This window comes from uncultured Jannaschia sp. (assembly GCF_947494055.1).
GTDB lineage: Bacteria > Pseudomonadota > Alphaproteobacteria > Rhodobacterales > Rhodobacteraceae > Jannaschia.
In genome coordinates, this window is record NZ_CANLTR010000010.1 from 34724 (window position 1) to 51181 (window position 16458).

Annotated in this window: 15 protein-coding genes and 2 pseudogenes; 9 read left to right on the forward strand and 8 right to left on the reverse strand. The window is 63.1% G+C overall.

Annotation, left to right across the window (positions count from 1 at the left end; genetic code table 11):
* Positions 1 to 186 precede the first annotated feature (186 nt).
* The 5 genes from Q1A87_RS11030 to Q1A87_RS11050 form a co-directional block, all read right to left on the reverse strand.
* On the reverse strand, positions 187 to 615 hold the full coding sequence (locus Q1A87_RS11030) for a RidA family protein (protein WP_299651148.1): 429 nt from the start codon (positions 613 to 615) through the stop codon (positions 187 to 189).
* Positions 616 to 699: 84 nt separating this feature from the next.
* Positions 700 to 2328: a hydantoinase B/oxoprolinase family protein gene (locus tag Q1A87_RS11035; RefSeq protein WP_299651150.1), complete on the reverse strand. Its 1629-nt coding sequence runs from the start codon at positions 2326 to 2328 to the stop codon at positions 700 to 702.
* A complete protein-coding gene (locus Q1A87_RS11040) occupies positions 2325 to 4361 on the reverse strand; it encodes a hydantoinase/oxoprolinase family protein (RefSeq protein ID WP_299651153.1) in 2037 nt (678 codons plus the stop codon). The genes Q1A87_RS11035 and Q1A87_RS11040 overlap by 4 nt, the downstream gene beginning before the upstream one ends.
* 20 nt (positions 4362 to 4381) lie before the next feature.
* On the reverse strand, positions 4382 to 5752 hold the full coding sequence (locus Q1A87_RS11045) for an FAD-binding oxidoreductase (protein WP_299651156.1): 1371 nt from the start codon (positions 5750 to 5752) through the stop codon (positions 4382 to 4384).
* The gene (locus Q1A87_RS11050; protein ID WP_299651159.1) at positions 5749 to 6459 is read right to left on the reverse strand and encodes an SDR family NAD(P)-dependent oxidoreductase; all 711 of its coding nucleotides are present in this window, start codon (positions 6457 to 6459) and stop codon (positions 5749 to 5751) included. Before Q1A87_RS11050 ends, Q1A87_RS11045 begins: the two co-directional genes overlap by 4 nt.
* Positions 6460 to 6657: 198 nt before the next feature.
* On the opposite strand from Q1A87_RS11050, the gene Q1A87_RS11055 reads away from it, so the two are divergent.
* From Q1A87_RS11055 to Q1A87_RS11070, 4 genes are read left to right on the forward strand one after another with little or no spacing between them, the layout of a single operon-like run.
* A complete protein-coding gene (locus tag Q1A87_RS11055; protein ID WP_299651162.1) occupies positions 6658 to 7743 on the forward strand; it encodes a TRAP transporter substrate-binding protein in 1086 nt (361 codons plus the stop codon).
* The gene (locus tag Q1A87_RS11060) at positions 7743 to 8303 is read left to right on the forward strand and encodes a TRAP transporter small permease subunit (RefSeq protein WP_299651165.1); all 561 of its coding nucleotides are present in this window, start codon (positions 7743 to 7745) and stop codon (positions 8301 to 8303) included. Before Q1A87_RS11055 ends, Q1A87_RS11060 begins: the two co-directional genes overlap by 1 nt.
* A 13-nt stretch (positions 8304 to 8316) precedes the next feature.
* Positions 8317 to 9621 (forward strand): TRAP transporter large permease subunit, encoded by a 1305-nt coding sequence (locus Q1A87_RS11065; protein WP_299651167.1) that lies wholly within the window; start codon positions 8317 to 8319, stop codon positions 9619 to 9621.
* 23 nt (positions 9622 to 9644) lie between these two features.
* Entirely contained in the window at positions 9645 to 10457 is an 813-nt protein-coding gene (locus tag Q1A87_RS11070; RefSeq protein ID WP_299651169.1) for a DeoR/GlpR family DNA-binding transcription regulator, read from the forward strand.
* 95 nt (positions 10458 to 10552) lie between these two features.
* On the opposite strand, the gene Q1A87_RS11075 is transcribed toward Q1A87_RS11070, so the two are convergent.
* Both Q1A87_RS11075 and Q1A87_RS11080 read right to left on the reverse strand, forming a co-directional pair.
* Positions 10553 to 11176 carry a phosphatase PAP2 family protein gene (locus Q1A87_RS11075; RefSeq protein WP_299651171.1) on the reverse strand — a complete coding sequence of 208 codons (624 nt, stop codon included), beginning with the start codon at positions 11174 to 11176 and terminating at the stop codon, positions 10553 to 10555.
* A gap of 416 nt (positions 11177 to 11592) precedes the next feature.
* Positions 11593 to 11766, reverse strand: a pseudogene (locus Q1A87_RS11080) (EamA family transporter RarD); the annotation flags it as partial.
* A gap of 1 nt (position 11767) precedes the next feature.
* Between Q1A87_RS11080 and Q1A87_RS11085 the strand changes: the two are divergent.
* Positions 11768 to 11935: pseudogene (locus tag Q1A87_RS11085) on the forward strand (sugar ABC transporter permease); the annotation flags it as partial.
* A 37-nt stretch (positions 11936 to 11972) separates the two neighbouring features.
* Here the strand turns inward: Q1A87_RS11085 and Q1A87_RS11090 are convergent.
* Entirely contained in the window at positions 11973 to 12869 is an 897-nt protein-coding gene (locus Q1A87_RS11090) for a LysR family transcriptional regulator (RefSeq protein WP_299651173.1), read from the reverse strand.
* A 105-nt stretch (positions 12870 to 12974) separates the two neighbouring features.
* On the opposite strand from Q1A87_RS11090, the gene Q1A87_RS11095 reads away from it, so the two are divergent.
* The 4 genes from Q1A87_RS11095 (at position 12975) to Q1A87_RS11110 (ending at position 16447) form a co-directional block, all read left to right on the forward strand.
* Positions 12975 to 13829, forward strand: a complete 855-nt coding sequence (locus Q1A87_RS11095) for an NmrA family NAD(P)-binding protein (RefSeq protein ID WP_299651176.1) — start codon at positions 12975 to 12977, stop codon at positions 13827 to 13829.
* Between the two features lie 44 nt (positions 13830 to 13873).
* Positions 13874 to 14620 (forward strand): SDR family NAD(P)-dependent oxidoreductase, encoded by a 747-nt coding sequence (locus Q1A87_RS11100; protein WP_299651179.1) that lies wholly within the window; start codon positions 13874 to 13876, stop codon positions 14618 to 14620.
* Between the two features lie 487 nt (positions 14621 to 15107).
* Entirely contained in the window at positions 15108 to 15944 is an 837-nt protein-coding gene (locus tag Q1A87_RS11105) for a DMT family transporter (protein ID WP_299651378.1), read from the forward strand.
* Between the two features lie 332 nt (positions 15945 to 16276).
* Positions 16277 to 16447, forward strand: a complete 171-nt coding sequence (locus tag Q1A87_RS11110; protein ID WP_299651182.1) for a hypothetical protein — start codon at positions 16277 to 16279, stop codon at positions 16445 to 16447.
* Positions 16448 to 16458 lie beyond the last annotated feature (11 nt).

Genomic DNA, 16458 nt, shown 5'->3' on the forward strand with positions numbered 1-16458 from the left:
AACTGTCGCCGGCCGAGGAGCATTCTAACATACGAGGAGACACCAGCTCCTCGAGCATCGTATGGATGATACTGCCTACCTTATTCCACCGAGCAAGGTTTCTACGTCGCTTCGAAATTGCCAGCAAGAAATTCCGGACGAACGAAGGATGTCCCTAACTTAGCAGGAACATCTTTTCACTGTTCGTCATCCCAAAGAAATCTCACGCCGCTCTACATCGGCCATGCCGGCGCCACGATAAGCTGTCAGTTCGATCTCGACCTTGAATTCTGCCAACCCGAGGGGTGAGCAAGTCACGGTGCGTTGCGGGTCGATCCCCTTGAGGCGTTCACCAACGTACGCCATCACATCCGGCGCATCATCCGGATAGGGAATGAAGATTTTGGACATTACGACATCCTCAAGTGAGGAATCGACCGCTTTCAGCGCACCCTCGATGTTGTCGAAGCACTGCTTGGCCTGCTCGACTGCGTCGTCGGACATCTCGCGCGTACGGTAGTTTCGTCCCGCCGTGTTCGAGACAAAGATCCAGTCGCCGACGCACACGGCGCGGGAATAGCTTTCCTTCTCTTCCATGATCGAGCCGGATTTCAGCTTCACAATCTTTTCTGCCATCTTTCGGGTCCTTTCCAGTTTTCAGGCGTCAGTGGAGAAACGGCAAGCAGTGCTGCCGTCCCGGGTGGTTCGGTAGTGGATGGGTCATACTGGCTCGGTCGTCTGGGAGAATTCTGCGTAGGTCCCGGCGTCGATGCGCCCCTCGGCAAGGTCACGGTTCAGCGCCTCGGGAGCGCGCTTCGCCGCGGGGCCGTGACCGCCGCCGCCCGGCGTCTCGATCGTAACGATTTGCCCAGGCACAAGGTCGAGCATACCGTCGAAGCGCGTGCGCCCGTCTCCGAGGTCGAGCCGGGTTCCGCGTGCAGCCTCGCCACCCTCGAGTCCCCAGGGAACTGAGCCAGTGCGGCTCCCGTGTATTGACAGGCGGCACTCCCGCTCAGCACGATAGACCCGGCGAAGGCCTTGCCCGCCCCGGTAGGTCCCCATGCCGGCCGAGCCGTCGATCAGCTCGTAGCGCAGGAGAGTCAGGGGGTATTCGAGTTCCAGGGCCTCGATCGGCAAGTTCGAGGTATTGGTCAGGTGAACATGAATTCCGGACAGCCCGTCCTTGCCGGGCCGAGCGCCGCCGCCGCCGCCGATGGTTTCGAGATAGACCCAGATTGCGCCGTTCTCACCCGTGCCAGAGAAGATCGCACCGGTGCAGCAGCCGTTCCCAGCTGCGGCAACGCGATCTGGAACGGCGCGGGCGAGCGCGCCCATGATCACGTCGCAGACACGCTGCGAAGCCGCGATGCGGCCGTCGACAGCAGCCGGGTGGGTGCAATTCAAGATCGAGCCCTCGGGCGCGGTAATAGTCAGGGGTCGTGCCAGCCCTGCATTGGGCAATATGGACGGATCGACCACCGCCTTCACCGCGTAGTAGGTCGCGGCGAGCAGAGAGGTGTAAACCATGTTCAGCCCCGCTCGAACCTGCGGGGGCCCGTCGAAGGCCAGCACCATCTCGTCCCCGCGAACGGCGATCTCGACCACGAAGGTCATCTCGCCGGTCCACTCGTTCGAGCAGAACGTGTCCGAAAAAGCGTAGACCCCGTCCGGGATCGCCGCGATCCCCGCGCGCATCTTGCGCTCGGCGTAATCCTGCAAGGCGTCGCTGGCACCCAGGACCGTCTCAGTCCCGTATTTCGCGCAGAGATCCTGCATCCGCCGCACGCAGAGCCGGTTGGCCGCCATCTGCGCACGCAGATCCGACAGGCGCTCGGCTGGCACCTGGCAGTTGAGCAGGATCAGGGACTGGATGTCCTCCGCCAACTCGCCGGCCCGATAGAGGCGCACGGGCGGGATGCGCAGACCCTCCTGATAAATATGGGCGTGACCGCGATCGGCGAAATCCGAGTGGTGCGCGGTATTCACGGCCCAGGCGACCATTCGACCATCGACAAAGACCGGCTCGGCGAGAACGATGTCGGGCAAGTGCGTCGCGCCGCCCTCGTAGGCGTCGTTACCGATGAAGACGTCGCCGGGGCAAATCGTCTCGGCCGAGAAGCGGGCCATGATATGCGGGATGATGCCGATGAAGCTGCCGAGGTGCATGGGAATGTGCTCGGCTTGACAGAGCGTATTGCCCCGGTGATCGAAGAGTGCCGTCGAGCAGTCGCGGCGCTCCTTGATGTTGGTCGAGTGGCTGGCCCGGACCAGCGCCTCGCCCATTTCCTCGACAATGGAATTAAGCGCCGAGCCGATGACCTCGACGGTGATGGGGTCGATGGGGGTCATGTCCGCACCTCCAGGATCAGAGTGAGCGAGGGATGGACGATCGCGCGCATCTCCGGCAGCAGGACAGTCGTGGTGTCCATCTGATCAATGATGGCGGGACCCTCGATGACGTTGCCGGGCTTCAGCATGCCCCGATCGTAGGTCTCGGCAGTCACGAAACCGCTCGCTTCCGGCATCCAGACCTCGCGCGTGCCAGTGACGGCGACCGACGCGTCGGGCCCGGCGTCGTCCTGGGTCTCGAAGGTCGCCTTGGGAACGTGTCCGGAGGCTTCTACTCGTAGGGTTACGATCTGGATTGCCGCCTCGGGTGCAGTAAAGCCGAACCTTTGCGCATGCTCGTCCTCGAATCGAGATATCATGGTCTCAAGCGTGCCGACGGTCATCGGACCCTCGGGCAGGGTGACGGGCAATTCGTAGTTCTGGCCTTGGTAGCGCATGTCGACCGTACGGGTCAGCGCTCGCGCCTCCGTTGCGATCTTCTCCGTGGCAGACCAGTCAGCAGCCTGCCGGGCAAGTTCGTCGTAGCCTTCGGCGAGAAGAGGTAGTGCGGACTCGTCCAGTCGCAGTAGGCGGCTGACGGCGAAGTCGGCGCGCAGGTCGGTGAGCAGCAGCCCGGTTGCGCAAAGCGTGCCGGGAGTAAGCGGCACGATGACCTTGTCCATGTCCAGTTCGCGTGCCAGGCGTGCGGCATGGAGCGGCCCCGCCCCGCCGAAGGCCATCAGCGCGTAATCGCGCGGATCGTGTCCTCGTTGTACCGAGATCACGCGGATCGCCTTGGCCATGTTCGCAGTCAGGACGCTGACGATGCCCTGTGCCGTCTCCATCGTAGACAGTCCCAGCCGATCGGCCAGCCTAGCGATGGCGGCCTCGGCTAGGTCACGGCGCAGCTTCATGCGTCCACCCAGGATCTCCCCGGGGTTCAACGTACCGAGGACGACATTGGCGTCGGTCACGGTCGGCTCCTCGTTGCCAAGACCGTAGCAGACCGGACCGGGGTCGGCGCCGGCCGAGCGCGGACCGACCTTCAGCAGACCCCCAGAATCTACCGCTGCGATCGAGCCGCCGCCGGCCCCTACGGTATGGATGTCGAGCATCGGCGCCTTGATCGGGTAGCCTTGTACATCGGCCTCACCGGTCAGGCTGCAGACACCGTCCTTCAGAAGCGCCACGTCGGACGAGGTGCCGCCGACGTCGAAGGTGATGACATCGGGTATCCCGACCGACATGCCGATAGCCTGCGCCGCGACCACGCCGGTAGAAGGACCTGAGAGAACCGTGCGGACCGGCAGGGCGGCGGCGGCAGCGAAGCCGATCACACCCCCATTCGACTGCGTGAGCTGCGGTGTCACAGTAAGACCCAGCTCCGTCAGCCGATCCGAAAGGCGCCGAATGTAGCGCTGCATGACGGGACCCAGGTAGGCGTTGACGACCGTGGTCGAAAGCCGCTCGAACTCGCGGAACTCGGGTGCGACCTCATAGCTTGCGCAGATGAAGGCATCGGGCATTTCCTCGCTGGCAATGGCCCGGGCCCGAGTTTCGTGGGTTGTGTTGAGGAACCCGTAGAGGAAGCTGATAGCGAGGCTCTGTACCCCGTCGTCCTTAAGCTTGCGGATCGCCTCGCGGAAAGCACTCTCGTCGAAAGGCAACTCGACCGAGCCGTCCGAGCGCAACCGCTCGGGCACTTCACGGCGCAGATCGCGCGAGACTAATGGCTCGGGCTTGTCGGCCATCATGTCGTAGAGACTCGGACGCTTCTGGCGCCCGATCTCCAACAGGTCGCGGAAACCATCGGTGACGATCAAGCCGGTGCGTGCCCCTCGCAGCTCGATCAGCGCATTGGTCGCAACAGTGGTGCCGTGCCCGAAGAACGACAGATCGGCCGCTATCGCACCGACCTGGGCCAAGCCTTGCTCGACACCTTCGGCAATACCGCGAGATGGGTCGTCAGGGGTCGATGGCACCTTCCAGATCCGCATCTCGCCTGTGTCCTCGCTGAACAGGCAGACATCCGTAAAGGTGCCACCCGAATCCACGCCGATCCTCCAACCCATGGTCAGAGTACCTCCTGCTGCTGTTTGCTTTCTGTCGAGCGTTCGGATCGCGGGGGCTGGATGAACCGCGCCGGCGAGAATGGCGCCGGATCGACCACCGGGCTCGATCCGCGCACTAGATCGGCCGCGAGGCGACCCGCGCCCGGGCCAATGCCGAAGCCGTGCCCCGAGAAGCCCGAGGCGACGAACAGGCCTGGCCGACCCGGCACTGGTCCAATCGCGGGGACTGCGTCGGGAGTCGCGTCGATAACGCCACCCCAAGCATGCGTCGCCCGCAAGCCGCTCGCGCCCGGAAAAGCCCGTGCGACCGCGCGCAGTGCGCCCTTTACGTAGGCGGGATCCGGGTCAGGATCGAGCATGCGTGCCCGCTCGAAGGGAGACGGCGCGTCGAACGCCCAGTCGGAGGGCTGTCGTAGCTCGTCCACCGACATCGATGTGACCCGCAGTTTCAACTCACGCCAAGTCTGCAGATAGGTCGGAAAGAAATCAGTGAAGAACGCAAAGCTGTCGGGCGTGATCGGCGCGACGTTCGCGTTGCGGCGCGCTACAGTAAAACCGCCGTCCTGCCTGCGCCGCACGGCGAAGTCGCCACCGCCGACGGGCATGTCCGGCAGGCCCTCTCCTTCGATCCGGGTGGCGGTACCGACGACACGCAGCTGCGGAAACCGGATGCCGTGCCGACGTAGGAACAGGCGGCTCCAGGCGCCGCCGGCGACGAGAACCACCGGACAACGTACTGTGCCGCGTTCCGTCACGACGCCACTGACCAGACCGGCCTGTGTCTCGATGCCACGCACAGCGCAGTCCTGTGCAATCATCGCGCCAGCCTCTACGGCGCCCCGAGCGATGGCCGGCGCGGCGCTGCCCGGCTCGGCGCGGCCGTCCTCGGGGGTATGCAGGGCTTCGTCTTGCTTCGGATCGAGCCCTGGCAGCAATTCTTGCAGCGCCGCGCCCGAAAGTCGGCGCATCAGAACGTCATGAGTTCGCCCCTCGTTCTCCCATCGATCGAAGGAGGCCCGATCACGTTTTGTCCGGGCCACATAGGTGATGCCCGTTTGCGTGAATCCAGTCTGGATTCCCCGCGCCTGGAAACTGCGCCAGATATCGAGTGCAGCCATGGTAAGCGGCATCTCGGCCGCATCCCGCCCCATCTGTCGCACCCAGCCCCAGTTGCGGCTCGACTGCTCGCCGCCGATGCGCCCCTTCTCGCAGAGCAACACGCGCAGCCCCGACGCCGCGAGGTCGAGCGCAGCACAAGATCCGACGATCCCGCCGCCGATGACGACCACGTCGACCGTCGCTGGCAGGATCGTGCCCGACGGAACGCTGTCGAGATAAGGAATGCCCCGGGAGCAGCCTGGAGGCAACGTCACAGCATGTCCTCCAGCCGGCAATTTACCAGGATCTCGGCGACGGCGGCGTTGTTTGGAAGCTCGATGTTGTTGCGGATCATGCGCGCGAGGGTTTCAGCCTGAATCATGTCTTCGGGGGCGACCTTGGACGTGTAGCTCGACATCTCGGTGCGCACGAAGGAAGGGCAGACGGCGGTACAGCGGATTCCCTTGTCCCAGGTTTCATGCCGCGTCGTGTGCGTCAGGCCCATCACCGCAAACTTAGTCATGTTGTAGCCGACAAACCCGTTGCGCACGCGCTTGCCCGATAAAGACGCGATGTTGACGATGCGGCCCTCCCCGGCCTGTTCGAGATGCGGGACGGCCAAGCGCGTCAGCCGCAGGGGGGCCTTGCAATTGATCGCCCAGAGCCGGTCGAGCGCCTCGTCGTTGTCATCCATAAGGTGCACGAACTCGCCCGACCCGGCGTTGTTTACCAAGGCGTCGATGCGCCCGAACCGGCTTGCCGTGGCCTGCACCCAGGTCGAAGCTGTCTCCGGCACAACGGCGTCGAAAGTTGCATGCAGGCAGGTGTCGCTCTCTGGCGCGACGGCATCGGCAAGCCCGCCGGGATCGCGCACGCCCAGACTGACGCGCCAGCCGTTCGTCAACATCTCCCGGGCGATCGCTGCGCCGATTCCACGGTTCGCCCCCGAGATCATTGCGACCCGTCCTTCCGTCTTGCCCATGTCGGTCTCCATCGCTGCACTGTAAGCAAGACTGAAGTGTAATGATAGAAATTGGAAGAGGTTCTGTCCGAATTTCGTCCCTATACAACTATCATGCTTAAGTATTGAGCACAAACATGCAAACTACCGCCTTTTTCGTTGTGGGATGGCCGTAATACGATAGTTTATTAAAAATCCTTTGACAGAGGCGCTCATAGGATGGCTCAATTGACGCATCATGTTACTGCATATCGCGGCAACACACCAAAAAGCAGCAGGGAGTTGCAAATGCATTCTGGCCAATCTCTCACCCGCATCACCGCGATTGGAGCGATCTTCGCCATCATGGGAGGCGCAGCCAATGCGCAGGTCCGTTGGGATCTTGCCGACGAGTACGGCGCAGACGCCCTGACGGGCAAAGCTGTCACGAATTTCGTGTCACTTGTCGAGGAGCGTCTCGGAGACGAGCTGGAGATCTCCTACCAAGCCGGCGGCGCACTCGGCTACAACTCGGCAGACCACTTCGATGCGGTGCAGGACGGCGCGGTTCCATCGGCCGTGACACTGCTGACGCAGCTCGGCGGAATCGACCCGATCTTCAACCTCTCATCGTTGCCATTCATCGCGCAGACGCCGGACGACGCTTATCTGCTCTGGAAAGCCGCGCGCCCTGCATATGAGGAAGCGTTTGAGCAGAACGGCATGAAGCTGCTCTGGGCTATGCCGAACCCGCCCTCGGGCATCAACGCGCCCCAGCCGATCACATCGGACGAGGCTCTGGCCGGCCTGCGCATCCGAACTTACGATGTCAACGGCACCCAGACAATGATCAACGCGGGCGCAGCGCCGCTGCAGGTTGCATGGTCGGACCTGATCCCGCAACTCTCGACAGGCGGCATCGACGCCGTTTTGACTTCGGCCGACGGCGCCCGGCAACTCAGTCTGTGGGACTACGTCTCCGATTTCACTGAACTGAACTACGCGATGGGCCTGTTTGTCATGCATGTGAACCAGGATTCCTGGGATCAGCTGTCGGATGAAGCGCAGACCACACTCACGGAAATGATTCCCGAAATCGACGAAGCAAATTGGGAGCTTATGGAAGCATCGATCCAGGAATCCTACGACATCATGGAAGAGAACGGCATGATCGTCACGCTCGACGATGCCGTTCCCCAAGAGGTCTTCGACATGCTTCAGGAAGCGGGCGCTCCTGTGCGCGAAGAGTGGTTGGCTGCGACCGGCGAAACCGGGGAGCAGGTTCTCTCGCGCTATGAAGACCTGCGATCGGAAAGCAGCGATTGATGAGCGAGGTCACCCAGATGACCGATCGTCGGGGAGCAGCCGTCCGGGTGATCGACACGATCGCCCGGACCTCGACCCTGCTGAACCGGCTCGCCGCCGGGATCGCGGCCTGCCTGCTGGTACTTATGACCCTGCACATCCTGCTCGAGATCGGGATGCGCTTCTTTGACCGCTCGACCTTCATGGCCGATGCCTTGGTCGGCTACGGAGTCGCAGCAATCACGTTCCTCGCCCTCGCCTGGGCGCTGGAAGAGGGTTCGATGATACGCGTCAGTGTCCTGACGCAAACCTTGCCGCCCCAAGCGGCCCTCGCAGCCGATCATTTTGCATCGCTCGCTACCCTTACGCTGACGTTGTTCCTCGCCAGTCATCAATGGCAATCCGTCGCCAAGCTCTGGGCCCGCGGATCGACAAGCCAGCACTACCTGCCGATACCACTCTGGATCCCCGAAGCTATCTTCCTCGCCGGTCTGGTGCTCCTCGCACTGCAACTCGTCGCGCGCATCCTTAAGCGCCTGTCAGGTCAAGGCGGCCCCGACGATTCCTCGCTCCGCTTGTAAGGATAGAACGCCTATGGCCGCGATCGTTCCCTCCCTCGTCCTTTTTGGGCTCATGGTCCTGTTCCTCGGCCTCGGCACCTGGATCTTCGCCGGCCTCATACTTGTCGGCGCAAGTTCGCTCTGGTTCGCGCTGGATTTTCCATGGGTTCGCATCGGTTCCATCGCGACGCGGGTCATCTCGTCCTCAGCGGTCTCGTGGGAGCTGGCCGCCATCCCCGTCTTCATATGGATGGGCGACATCATCTTCCGCACCGATATCAGCCAGAGGCTTTTTCGCGGCCTGTCGCCGCTTGTCTCGCGCGTGCCGGGAGGGCTGCTGCATACCAATATCCTGGGCTGCACTGTCTTCGCGGCGATCAGCGGGTCGAGCACTGCGACCACCGCCACGGTCGGACGCATCACCATCCCCCAGCTCCAGTCCCGCGGCTACGACATGGGCCTCGCCGCCGGTTCGCTTGCCGGGGCGGGCAGCTTCGGTCTTTTGATTCCGCCTTCGATCGCGATGATTGTCTACGGGGTACTCGCCAACGTCTCGATCGCAGACCTGTTCGCTGCAGGCATTTTGCCGGGCTTGATGATGGGTTTGCTCTATTCAGGGTATATTGCCCTGCGCGCGACAATCGATCCGACCCGAGCCCCGCGCCAAGCCGAGAAGAGCGGTTTTCGGGAAATCCTGAAAGGGCTACGCGACCTGTTCCCGATCTTCGCGCTGATGTTCGTCGTGCTTGGCTCGATCTATTCCGGTCTCGCGACCCCGTCCGAAGCGGCTGCGGTCGGCGTTCTCGGCGCGGTCGTCATCACCGTCATTACCGGGCAATTCTCGCTGGCGATGATGCAGGAGAGCTTGATGTCCTCGATCCGCGTATCGGCAATGATCCTGATCCTGATCGCGGCTTCAGCCTTCCTGTCTTCGGCCATCGCCTACATGCAGATCCCGGCGCAGATTACGGACGGTATCTCTGCGCTGTCGCTGCCGCCTTGGGGCGTTTTGGTGATCCTCGCGGTGCTCTACATCGTACTCGGCATGTTCCTCGATGGCACCTCGATGACGGTAATGACGGTGCCGATCGCGGTGCCCTTGATCGTGCAGGCGGGCTACGATCCTCTCTGGTTCGGCGTCTACCTCGTCGTGATGATCGAGATGAGCGCCCTGACCCCACCCGTCGGATTAAATCTCTACATTCTGCAAGGGCTGACCGGCGCGAGTATGGGCACGACGGTTCGGCAGGCCGCACCGTTCTTTGGCCTCCTTCTTATCGGCACCGTGCTACTGGCAATCTTCCCCTCGATCGCGTTGTTCTTACCCAGTCTGTTGTGATCACTCGCGGAAGGGGGAAGTCTTTGTCGGACGAGCGCGAAAGCGACCTGCTGCCGGCGGAACGGCGCGATCATCTCATCGCCTGGTTTCGGGAGAACGCGGCCGCCTCCAGCCAGGAACTGGCCCGGCGGTTCAATACCTCCATCTCGACGATCCGGCGCGATCTCGACCGGCTGGCCGCCGAAGGGATCGTGCGGCGTACCCATGGTGGCGCGGTTCGCGTGCGCAATCGCGCCACCGACGAGATGAGTACCGACGTTGCCCGGCGTACTGCGGTCGAGGAGCGGGCTGCCATCGTTTCAGCGGCGATGGCACTCATCTCAAACGAGGACAGCATCCTGATCGACACCGGTGCCACGCCCCATGCGATGGCGACCGAGATTGCTCAGTCCGACCTGTCGCTGACGGTCGTGACCAACGATCTGTTCGTTGCTTCGACGCTTTCCTACAAGCCGGGCATCCGGCTGATCGTTCCTGGCGGATCGGTGCGGTTCGGTTCCTACACATTGACGGGCGAACCGGGTTCCGCCTTTCTATCAGGCCTTTACTGCGATCGGTACTTCATGGCGCCCCACGCGATCGATCTGTCCGTAATATCGGACACCACGCTCGAAGTCGCCCAGTTGCGGGCCAAGATGATGTCCGCCGCGCGCGAAACCATATGCTTGGCGGATAGTAGTCGCCTTTCTGCACGCGCGCTCTACCGGATCGCCTCCATCGATCAGGTTTCGCAGGTCATCACCGACGACAACCTCTCTGCAGACGAGCGTGACCGGTTCGAGCAGGCCGGGATCAAACTTACCGTCGCAGAGACCTCCCGAACCCCTGACCCGTAATTCTGTCCTCAGGATGGAATAACATCAGATATGTGGAGACTGTGGCACGGCCTGATCTCGCTCTGCCTGACCTTCCGAACGTATCAACTTCCTGGTCACGACCCTGTTTGTTGATGACGACGAAGCTCGCTGCCGACACGCCGGAGCAGCCGATCGGCGACAAGCTCCGAGACGTAGCCGATCACCGCACCGGTCAGCACGTCGCTCGGGTGATGCGATTGCCGGGGGATCTGGATGCCACCCACGAGCAGGACGCCGACGGTCAGGGGAAGGCTGGCGGCGGGGTATTGCCGTGCGACGGCCCGGGCCACCGCGAGGGCGCCGGCCGTGTGACCGGACGGGAACGACCGGTCCTCTCCGTCATCGCTCTCCCCCGGCGCGAACTCGTGCCGGCCGTCTTCGGCGACCTTGAACGGACGGCTCCGGTCCACCGAGTTCTTGAGGATCGTCTTCACGCCCGTCGCGAGCGCATGCGCGAGGATCATCCGCAGTCCTGCGCGTGCCTGACGCGGATCGTTTCGCAACAGACCGGCGCCGAGCGTCGCGATACAGATCGTCACGAGCGGGGGCTGGTCCGCGAGTTCGGCAAAGGCACCGATCGTCCGGACCGCGGGGTAGTCCTCGTAGTCGGACGCCGCTTCCGCAACTGCGAGGTCCGCCCGACCCAACCAGCCCAGCTCCGCCGCCTGCGCCCGGCGGAAATTGTCACGATCGGTCATGCGGCGTCTCCTCCGGTATAGCAACGCTGAGCCGAGCCGAATGGGTCCGCGCTCCCCTCGAGGATTCCTTCTCCGTGACCGCAACGTTGCTCCCTGATGGTTTCAGGAACGATACCTCACTAGATTCGTTCGAGAGCGCAAATGAGATCAGACGACTCCGCGGCCCTCTACGCGCGCGCATCTGCGAAGATCGAAGGGAGCTTCGCTTCGACGTCAGACAGAGCTTGGCTTGCGGGGAGGGGTCTAAACGGCCTCCCGTGAGCAACGGGTATGACGTTTCTATATCTTCGCCACGCAACGTATCCGTTCGGGTTCGACCATGTGTCACCGTGACCTTCGCTACGACGCGGCTGTCCCCGCCGTACCCTTCGCGGAACTTGCATGCGGGATCGAGCGCACTCGAATTGCCTGTGCTGTCATACGGGATCGGGCGCGACTATCTCGGGCGGGCGTTTGCAGAGGGACTGGCGGATCAACGGAACGGTATAGAGCACAAGTGTCACCCAGATCGTCGGAAAGGCGATCATTCGCGCTGTTCCGAACGGTTCGCCGAAGACGTAGTTGGCGATCAGGAAGATCATCGTCGGCGCGGTGACTCTGTTCAATCCGGTCGTCTACCTGGTGTCCGGCTTCCGTTGGTCCTTCTTCGGGGAGGCGGACGTGGCGGTCGGGCTCAGCGTAGCGATGATCCTGAGATTTATAGCCCTTTGCCTCGGCACGATCTGGCGGATCTTCGGAACCGGCTGGAAGCTGCAGGCCGGCGCATCGCGGTTCGCCCCAGCGTACTGGCTAGGAATTAGCAATCCCGGCAGACCTCGATGAACGCTCTTAGCGCAGCGGAACTGAAGCGGCCAGGATAGTACAGCCGCGGGCCGTCCATGCCGGACCAGAGATCGGGCAGAACGGGGACGAGCGCTCCGGCGGCGAAGTCCGGCTCCAACCAGTTGCGGAAAGCGCCAATGATGCCGATCCCGGCCCGAGCATAGGCGCGCCCCGTGTCGAGGGCATCCACGCTCAGGACCAGCCGCGTGATCGGCTCCACGGTGATGGTTCGCTGTTCGTCGCACAGGGTCCAGGGCAGGAGCGGTCCGTCCGGCAGACGGTAGCGAATGGCGTCGTGCTCCGTGAGGTCAGCGGGACCGTTCGGGCTCCCGCGGGCGCGCAAGTAGTCCGGTGCCGCCGCAAGAGCCACCTGCTGCCGCCGCGGGCCGATCGGAATCGACACCATGTCCTTTTCGACGAAATCGCCGTAGCGGATGCCGGCATCGCATCCTGCCGCTACGATATCGACGAGGCGGTTCTCCACCACGATCTCGGTCTCGACCTCGGGATGTCTTGCGTGGAGCGCGGCGAGGAGCTTCGGCAGGATGTCGGGCATCACCGCCCCCGGAACGTTCAGCTTCAGTCGGCCTCGCACGCGGCCCGCCGCATCGGCTGTCTCGGAACAGGCCTCCTCGAGCCTGGCGAGATGGGGCGCGATACGTTCCGCCAGCTCCTGACCCGCCTCGGTGGTGCGCACGCTGCGTGTGGTCCGGATCAGGAGTGGCACGCCGAGACTTGCTTCGATCCGGGTGATCGTGGTGCTGACTTTCGATGGCGCCAAGCCGAGGCGCCGGGATGCCGCGCGGAACCCGCACTCGCGAACCACCGTGAGAAAGACAGCCAGATCGTCGTGGGAGATACTGTTCTTCACGGAGAACGGGGTATTCGCAAAAGAGCGGCTTATCAATCTCCTTGGGAACAGTAGGTGTCTGCCAACCGCGGCCGTACGGGCCCGGCCCATCCAAAGGAGGCACCAATGCTTATCGTTACCGGAGCCACCGGACACCTTGGCCGCGGCATCGTCCGTCACCTGTCGACCCGTGTTCCAACGGCGCGCATCTGTGGCAGCATACGTGATCCAGGCAAGGCCGCGGAATTGACCGATCTCGGCGTGCAGGTCCGCCACGGCGATTTCGCCGAGCCAGAAAGCCTCGTGAAAGCGTTTTCTGGCGCGGAGCAAGTGCTGATCGTCTCGGCCGACAAGCTCGGCGAGGAAGCCCGGACCCTCCACCGTGCCGCCATTGCCGCGGCCCGGAAGGCGGGCGCCAGGCGCATCCTCTACACGAGCCATATGGGTGCCCGGGAAGACTCCCCGTTCGCTCCGGCCGCTCAACACTGGCATACCGAACAGGATCTGGACACCTGCAGCGTTCCCTTCACGGCTCTGCGCCACGGCTTCTACGCCGAAAGCTGCCTGCGGATGGTCGGCGATCAATTGAAGACCGGCGAGTTGCGCGTGCCGCAGGACGGCCCGGTGAGTTGGACCGCGCGCGCCGATCTGGCCGAGGCGGATGCGGCGATCCTCGCGTCTGAGGGAGAGTGGGACGGCGTTACGCCACCGCTGACCGCGACCGAGGCGGTGACGATGGCCGACATCGCCGCGATGGCGTCCGACGTTCTAGGCCGCGAGGTGCGTCACACGATCGTGCCGGACGAAGACTGGGTGACGGTGACGATAGAGGCGGGCGTGCCAGCGATCTATGCGAAAATGCTGCTCGGCGTCTTTCGCGCCGCACGGCAGGGCGACTTCGCCGCCACCGATCCGGCACTCAGAGAACTGCTCGGCCGTGACCCGAAATCGATGAGGGATGTCGTCGCCTCATGTGTCTGACGTCGTCGCGCGGACACGCTCACAAGATACAAAGGAGAAGGAACATGGCAGATACGATGAATGCCCTCGTCACGGGGGCGAACAAGGGGATCGGTTTCGCCATTGCCCGGCAACTCGGCGCGCGGGGCTACAGAATCTGGCTCGGATGCCGCGACGAGCCTCGGGGGCGCCAGGCAGCGGAGCAATTGACGGCGAACGGCATCACGGCACAGCCGATCGTGCTCGATGTCACCAGCGATGAAAGCGTGGACGTGGCCGCGGAGGTGCTCTCCGCACGCATCGGGGCGCTCGACGTACTCGTGAACAATGCCGGGATGCACTTCGGCTTCACGCCACCAACGGCCGAGGAGCCGCTGGACCAGATGGCCACCATGTTCGAGGTCAATGCCCTGGGCGCGGTCCGCGTGACCCAAGCCTGTCTGCCTCTTCTGCGCCGGGCGGAGACCGCCCGGATCGTGATGATATCGAGCGGGCTCGGATCAATCTCCGCCACGCTCGATATGACCAGTGAGAACTGGACGGTGCCGATGGCGGGCTATTGCGCCTCGAAGGCGGCGCTCAACATGTACGCGGCCAAGTTCGCCAAGGACCTCGCCCCGGACGGGATCAAGGTGAACGTCGCCGATCCCGGCCTGACGGCAACCGATCTGACAGGCGGCATGGGAGACCGCACCCCGGAAGAGGCCGCGCGCGTTGCCGTCACCCTCGCCACGCTGGGGCCATTGGGGCCAACCGCCGGCTTCTATCATGGGATTGAACTGAACGACGATCTAACGCGTCATGAATGGTGATCGGTGAGGCCCTCTGAATGAGCGGAGAGGGCTCGGAGCAGACATACGGCGGCGCGGCGTGCCCCAGCTGATCTCGCCAAGGCTGGTCGTCAATCCCGGCCCTCGGCGACCCTTTAGCTTCGTCTACAAGCCGCAGTGCCACATCGCCGAACCGGACACTCGCTGCAGCTGCTCAGTCGGGAAGACGCGAACACACGGTCTGCAGGACGAAGCTGACATCTCTCTGCAATGCTGGAACAGTCATGCTCGGAGGTCTTGATGTTCAGCTTGCACCGTCGGGGGATAGCGAGCATGGCCGCCGGTGCTGCCAAGTACCAGTCGGCACCTTCGGTGAGAGCGACAGTGCGCGAGCACGTTCGCTGCATGTCGACGTTCCGTGCGGCATCGCTTGCCGGCAAGAACGACGTGCCATCTGCTCAACCCGAAGGACGCCGCCTTGAATTCGATTGCCGCCGAACATCGCGAGAACCTGCTTGGTGGAAGTTTCATGATCGGAGCCATGGCCGCCTTCGCCGCCGAAGACGCGCTGCTCAAGGCAGCTTCTCAGACACTGCCGGCCGGCCAGATCCTGATCTGGTTCGGCCTTGGCGGTACGCTTCTTTTCGCCGTGCTCGCCAGGATCGATGGGCAGCCGCTGTTCAGTTCCGCCGTGGTTTCAAGCCCGATGCTGGTCCGTGTCGTGTTCGAAATCGCGGGCCGGCTGTTCTACGTGCTCGCCCTGGCGCTGATCCCCCTTTCGACTGCGACCGTCATCCTGCAGGCCACACCGCTCGTCGTTGTGGCCGGGGCGGCGGTCGTCTTCGGCGAAAGGGTTGGCTGGCGCAGGTGGGGGGCCGTTCTGCTCGGCATGATCGGGGTTCTGGTGATCGTGCAGCCGGGAACGGAGGCGTTCTCCCTCCTATCCCTCTTGGCAATTCTGGGTATGATTGGGTTCGCCGGACGGGATCTTGCGAGCCGTGCGGCGCCCCGGTCGCTCGCCACGTCGATCCTCGGGCTCTACGGGTTTCTCGCCGTTTTCGTCGCGGGCGCGCTCTTCTGCCTCTGGCAGCGCGTACCGTTCGTCGCCCCCGGTCGCGACGCCGCGCTCTTCCTCGCAGCTGCCGTACCTGTAGGCGTCTGTGCCTATGCCCTCCTCATGCGGGCGATGCGGACCGGTGATGTATCCGCCGTCACGCCCCTCCGCTACACGCGGCTCATCTTTGGCATCGTGCTCGGGATCGCTCTCTTCGGCGAACGACTGAGTGCCCCCATGATTGTCGGCTCGGCCTTCATTATCTTGTCGGGTCTTTTTATCATATGGCGCAGGAAAAGAGACGAACCCTAAGCCCAGACGGATGTCCCGAAACGTTCGGAAGAATAGGCTCGGAGTGGACCTCCGACGTGCGTCGTCTAAAAAACCGGACTGACGCGACTTCCGGTGACCCTGCCAGCAGCATTGGACGATCACGAGATGCAGCGCGTCGACCGCGCAGACGGACGAAGAAGAACAAGATGTGTTCGGCTGCCGTGTCCTTGCAAGTTTCTTCGCTCGTTGCGGATGTCATTCAAACAAAGCTTTGCGGAGCTGAAACTTCATATCCCCAGAATTCGCGAGTTTTACTTCCATTCTTGCTAGGATGAATGGAAGAAAGGCGGCAGGTTACGCGGAGCGATGCCATGGCGACGGATGGGGGACCGGTGGTCAACCTGAACATCAAGATCACCGAGGACGAACGATGGGCGTTCAAAGAACTCTGCGTCAAGCACCGGATGAGCCAGGTCGAGGGCTTCCGTCGGGCTGTACGGCTGCTTCGAGCGCAACTCGAAGACGAAGGGACACAAGGATGATGGTGATAGTT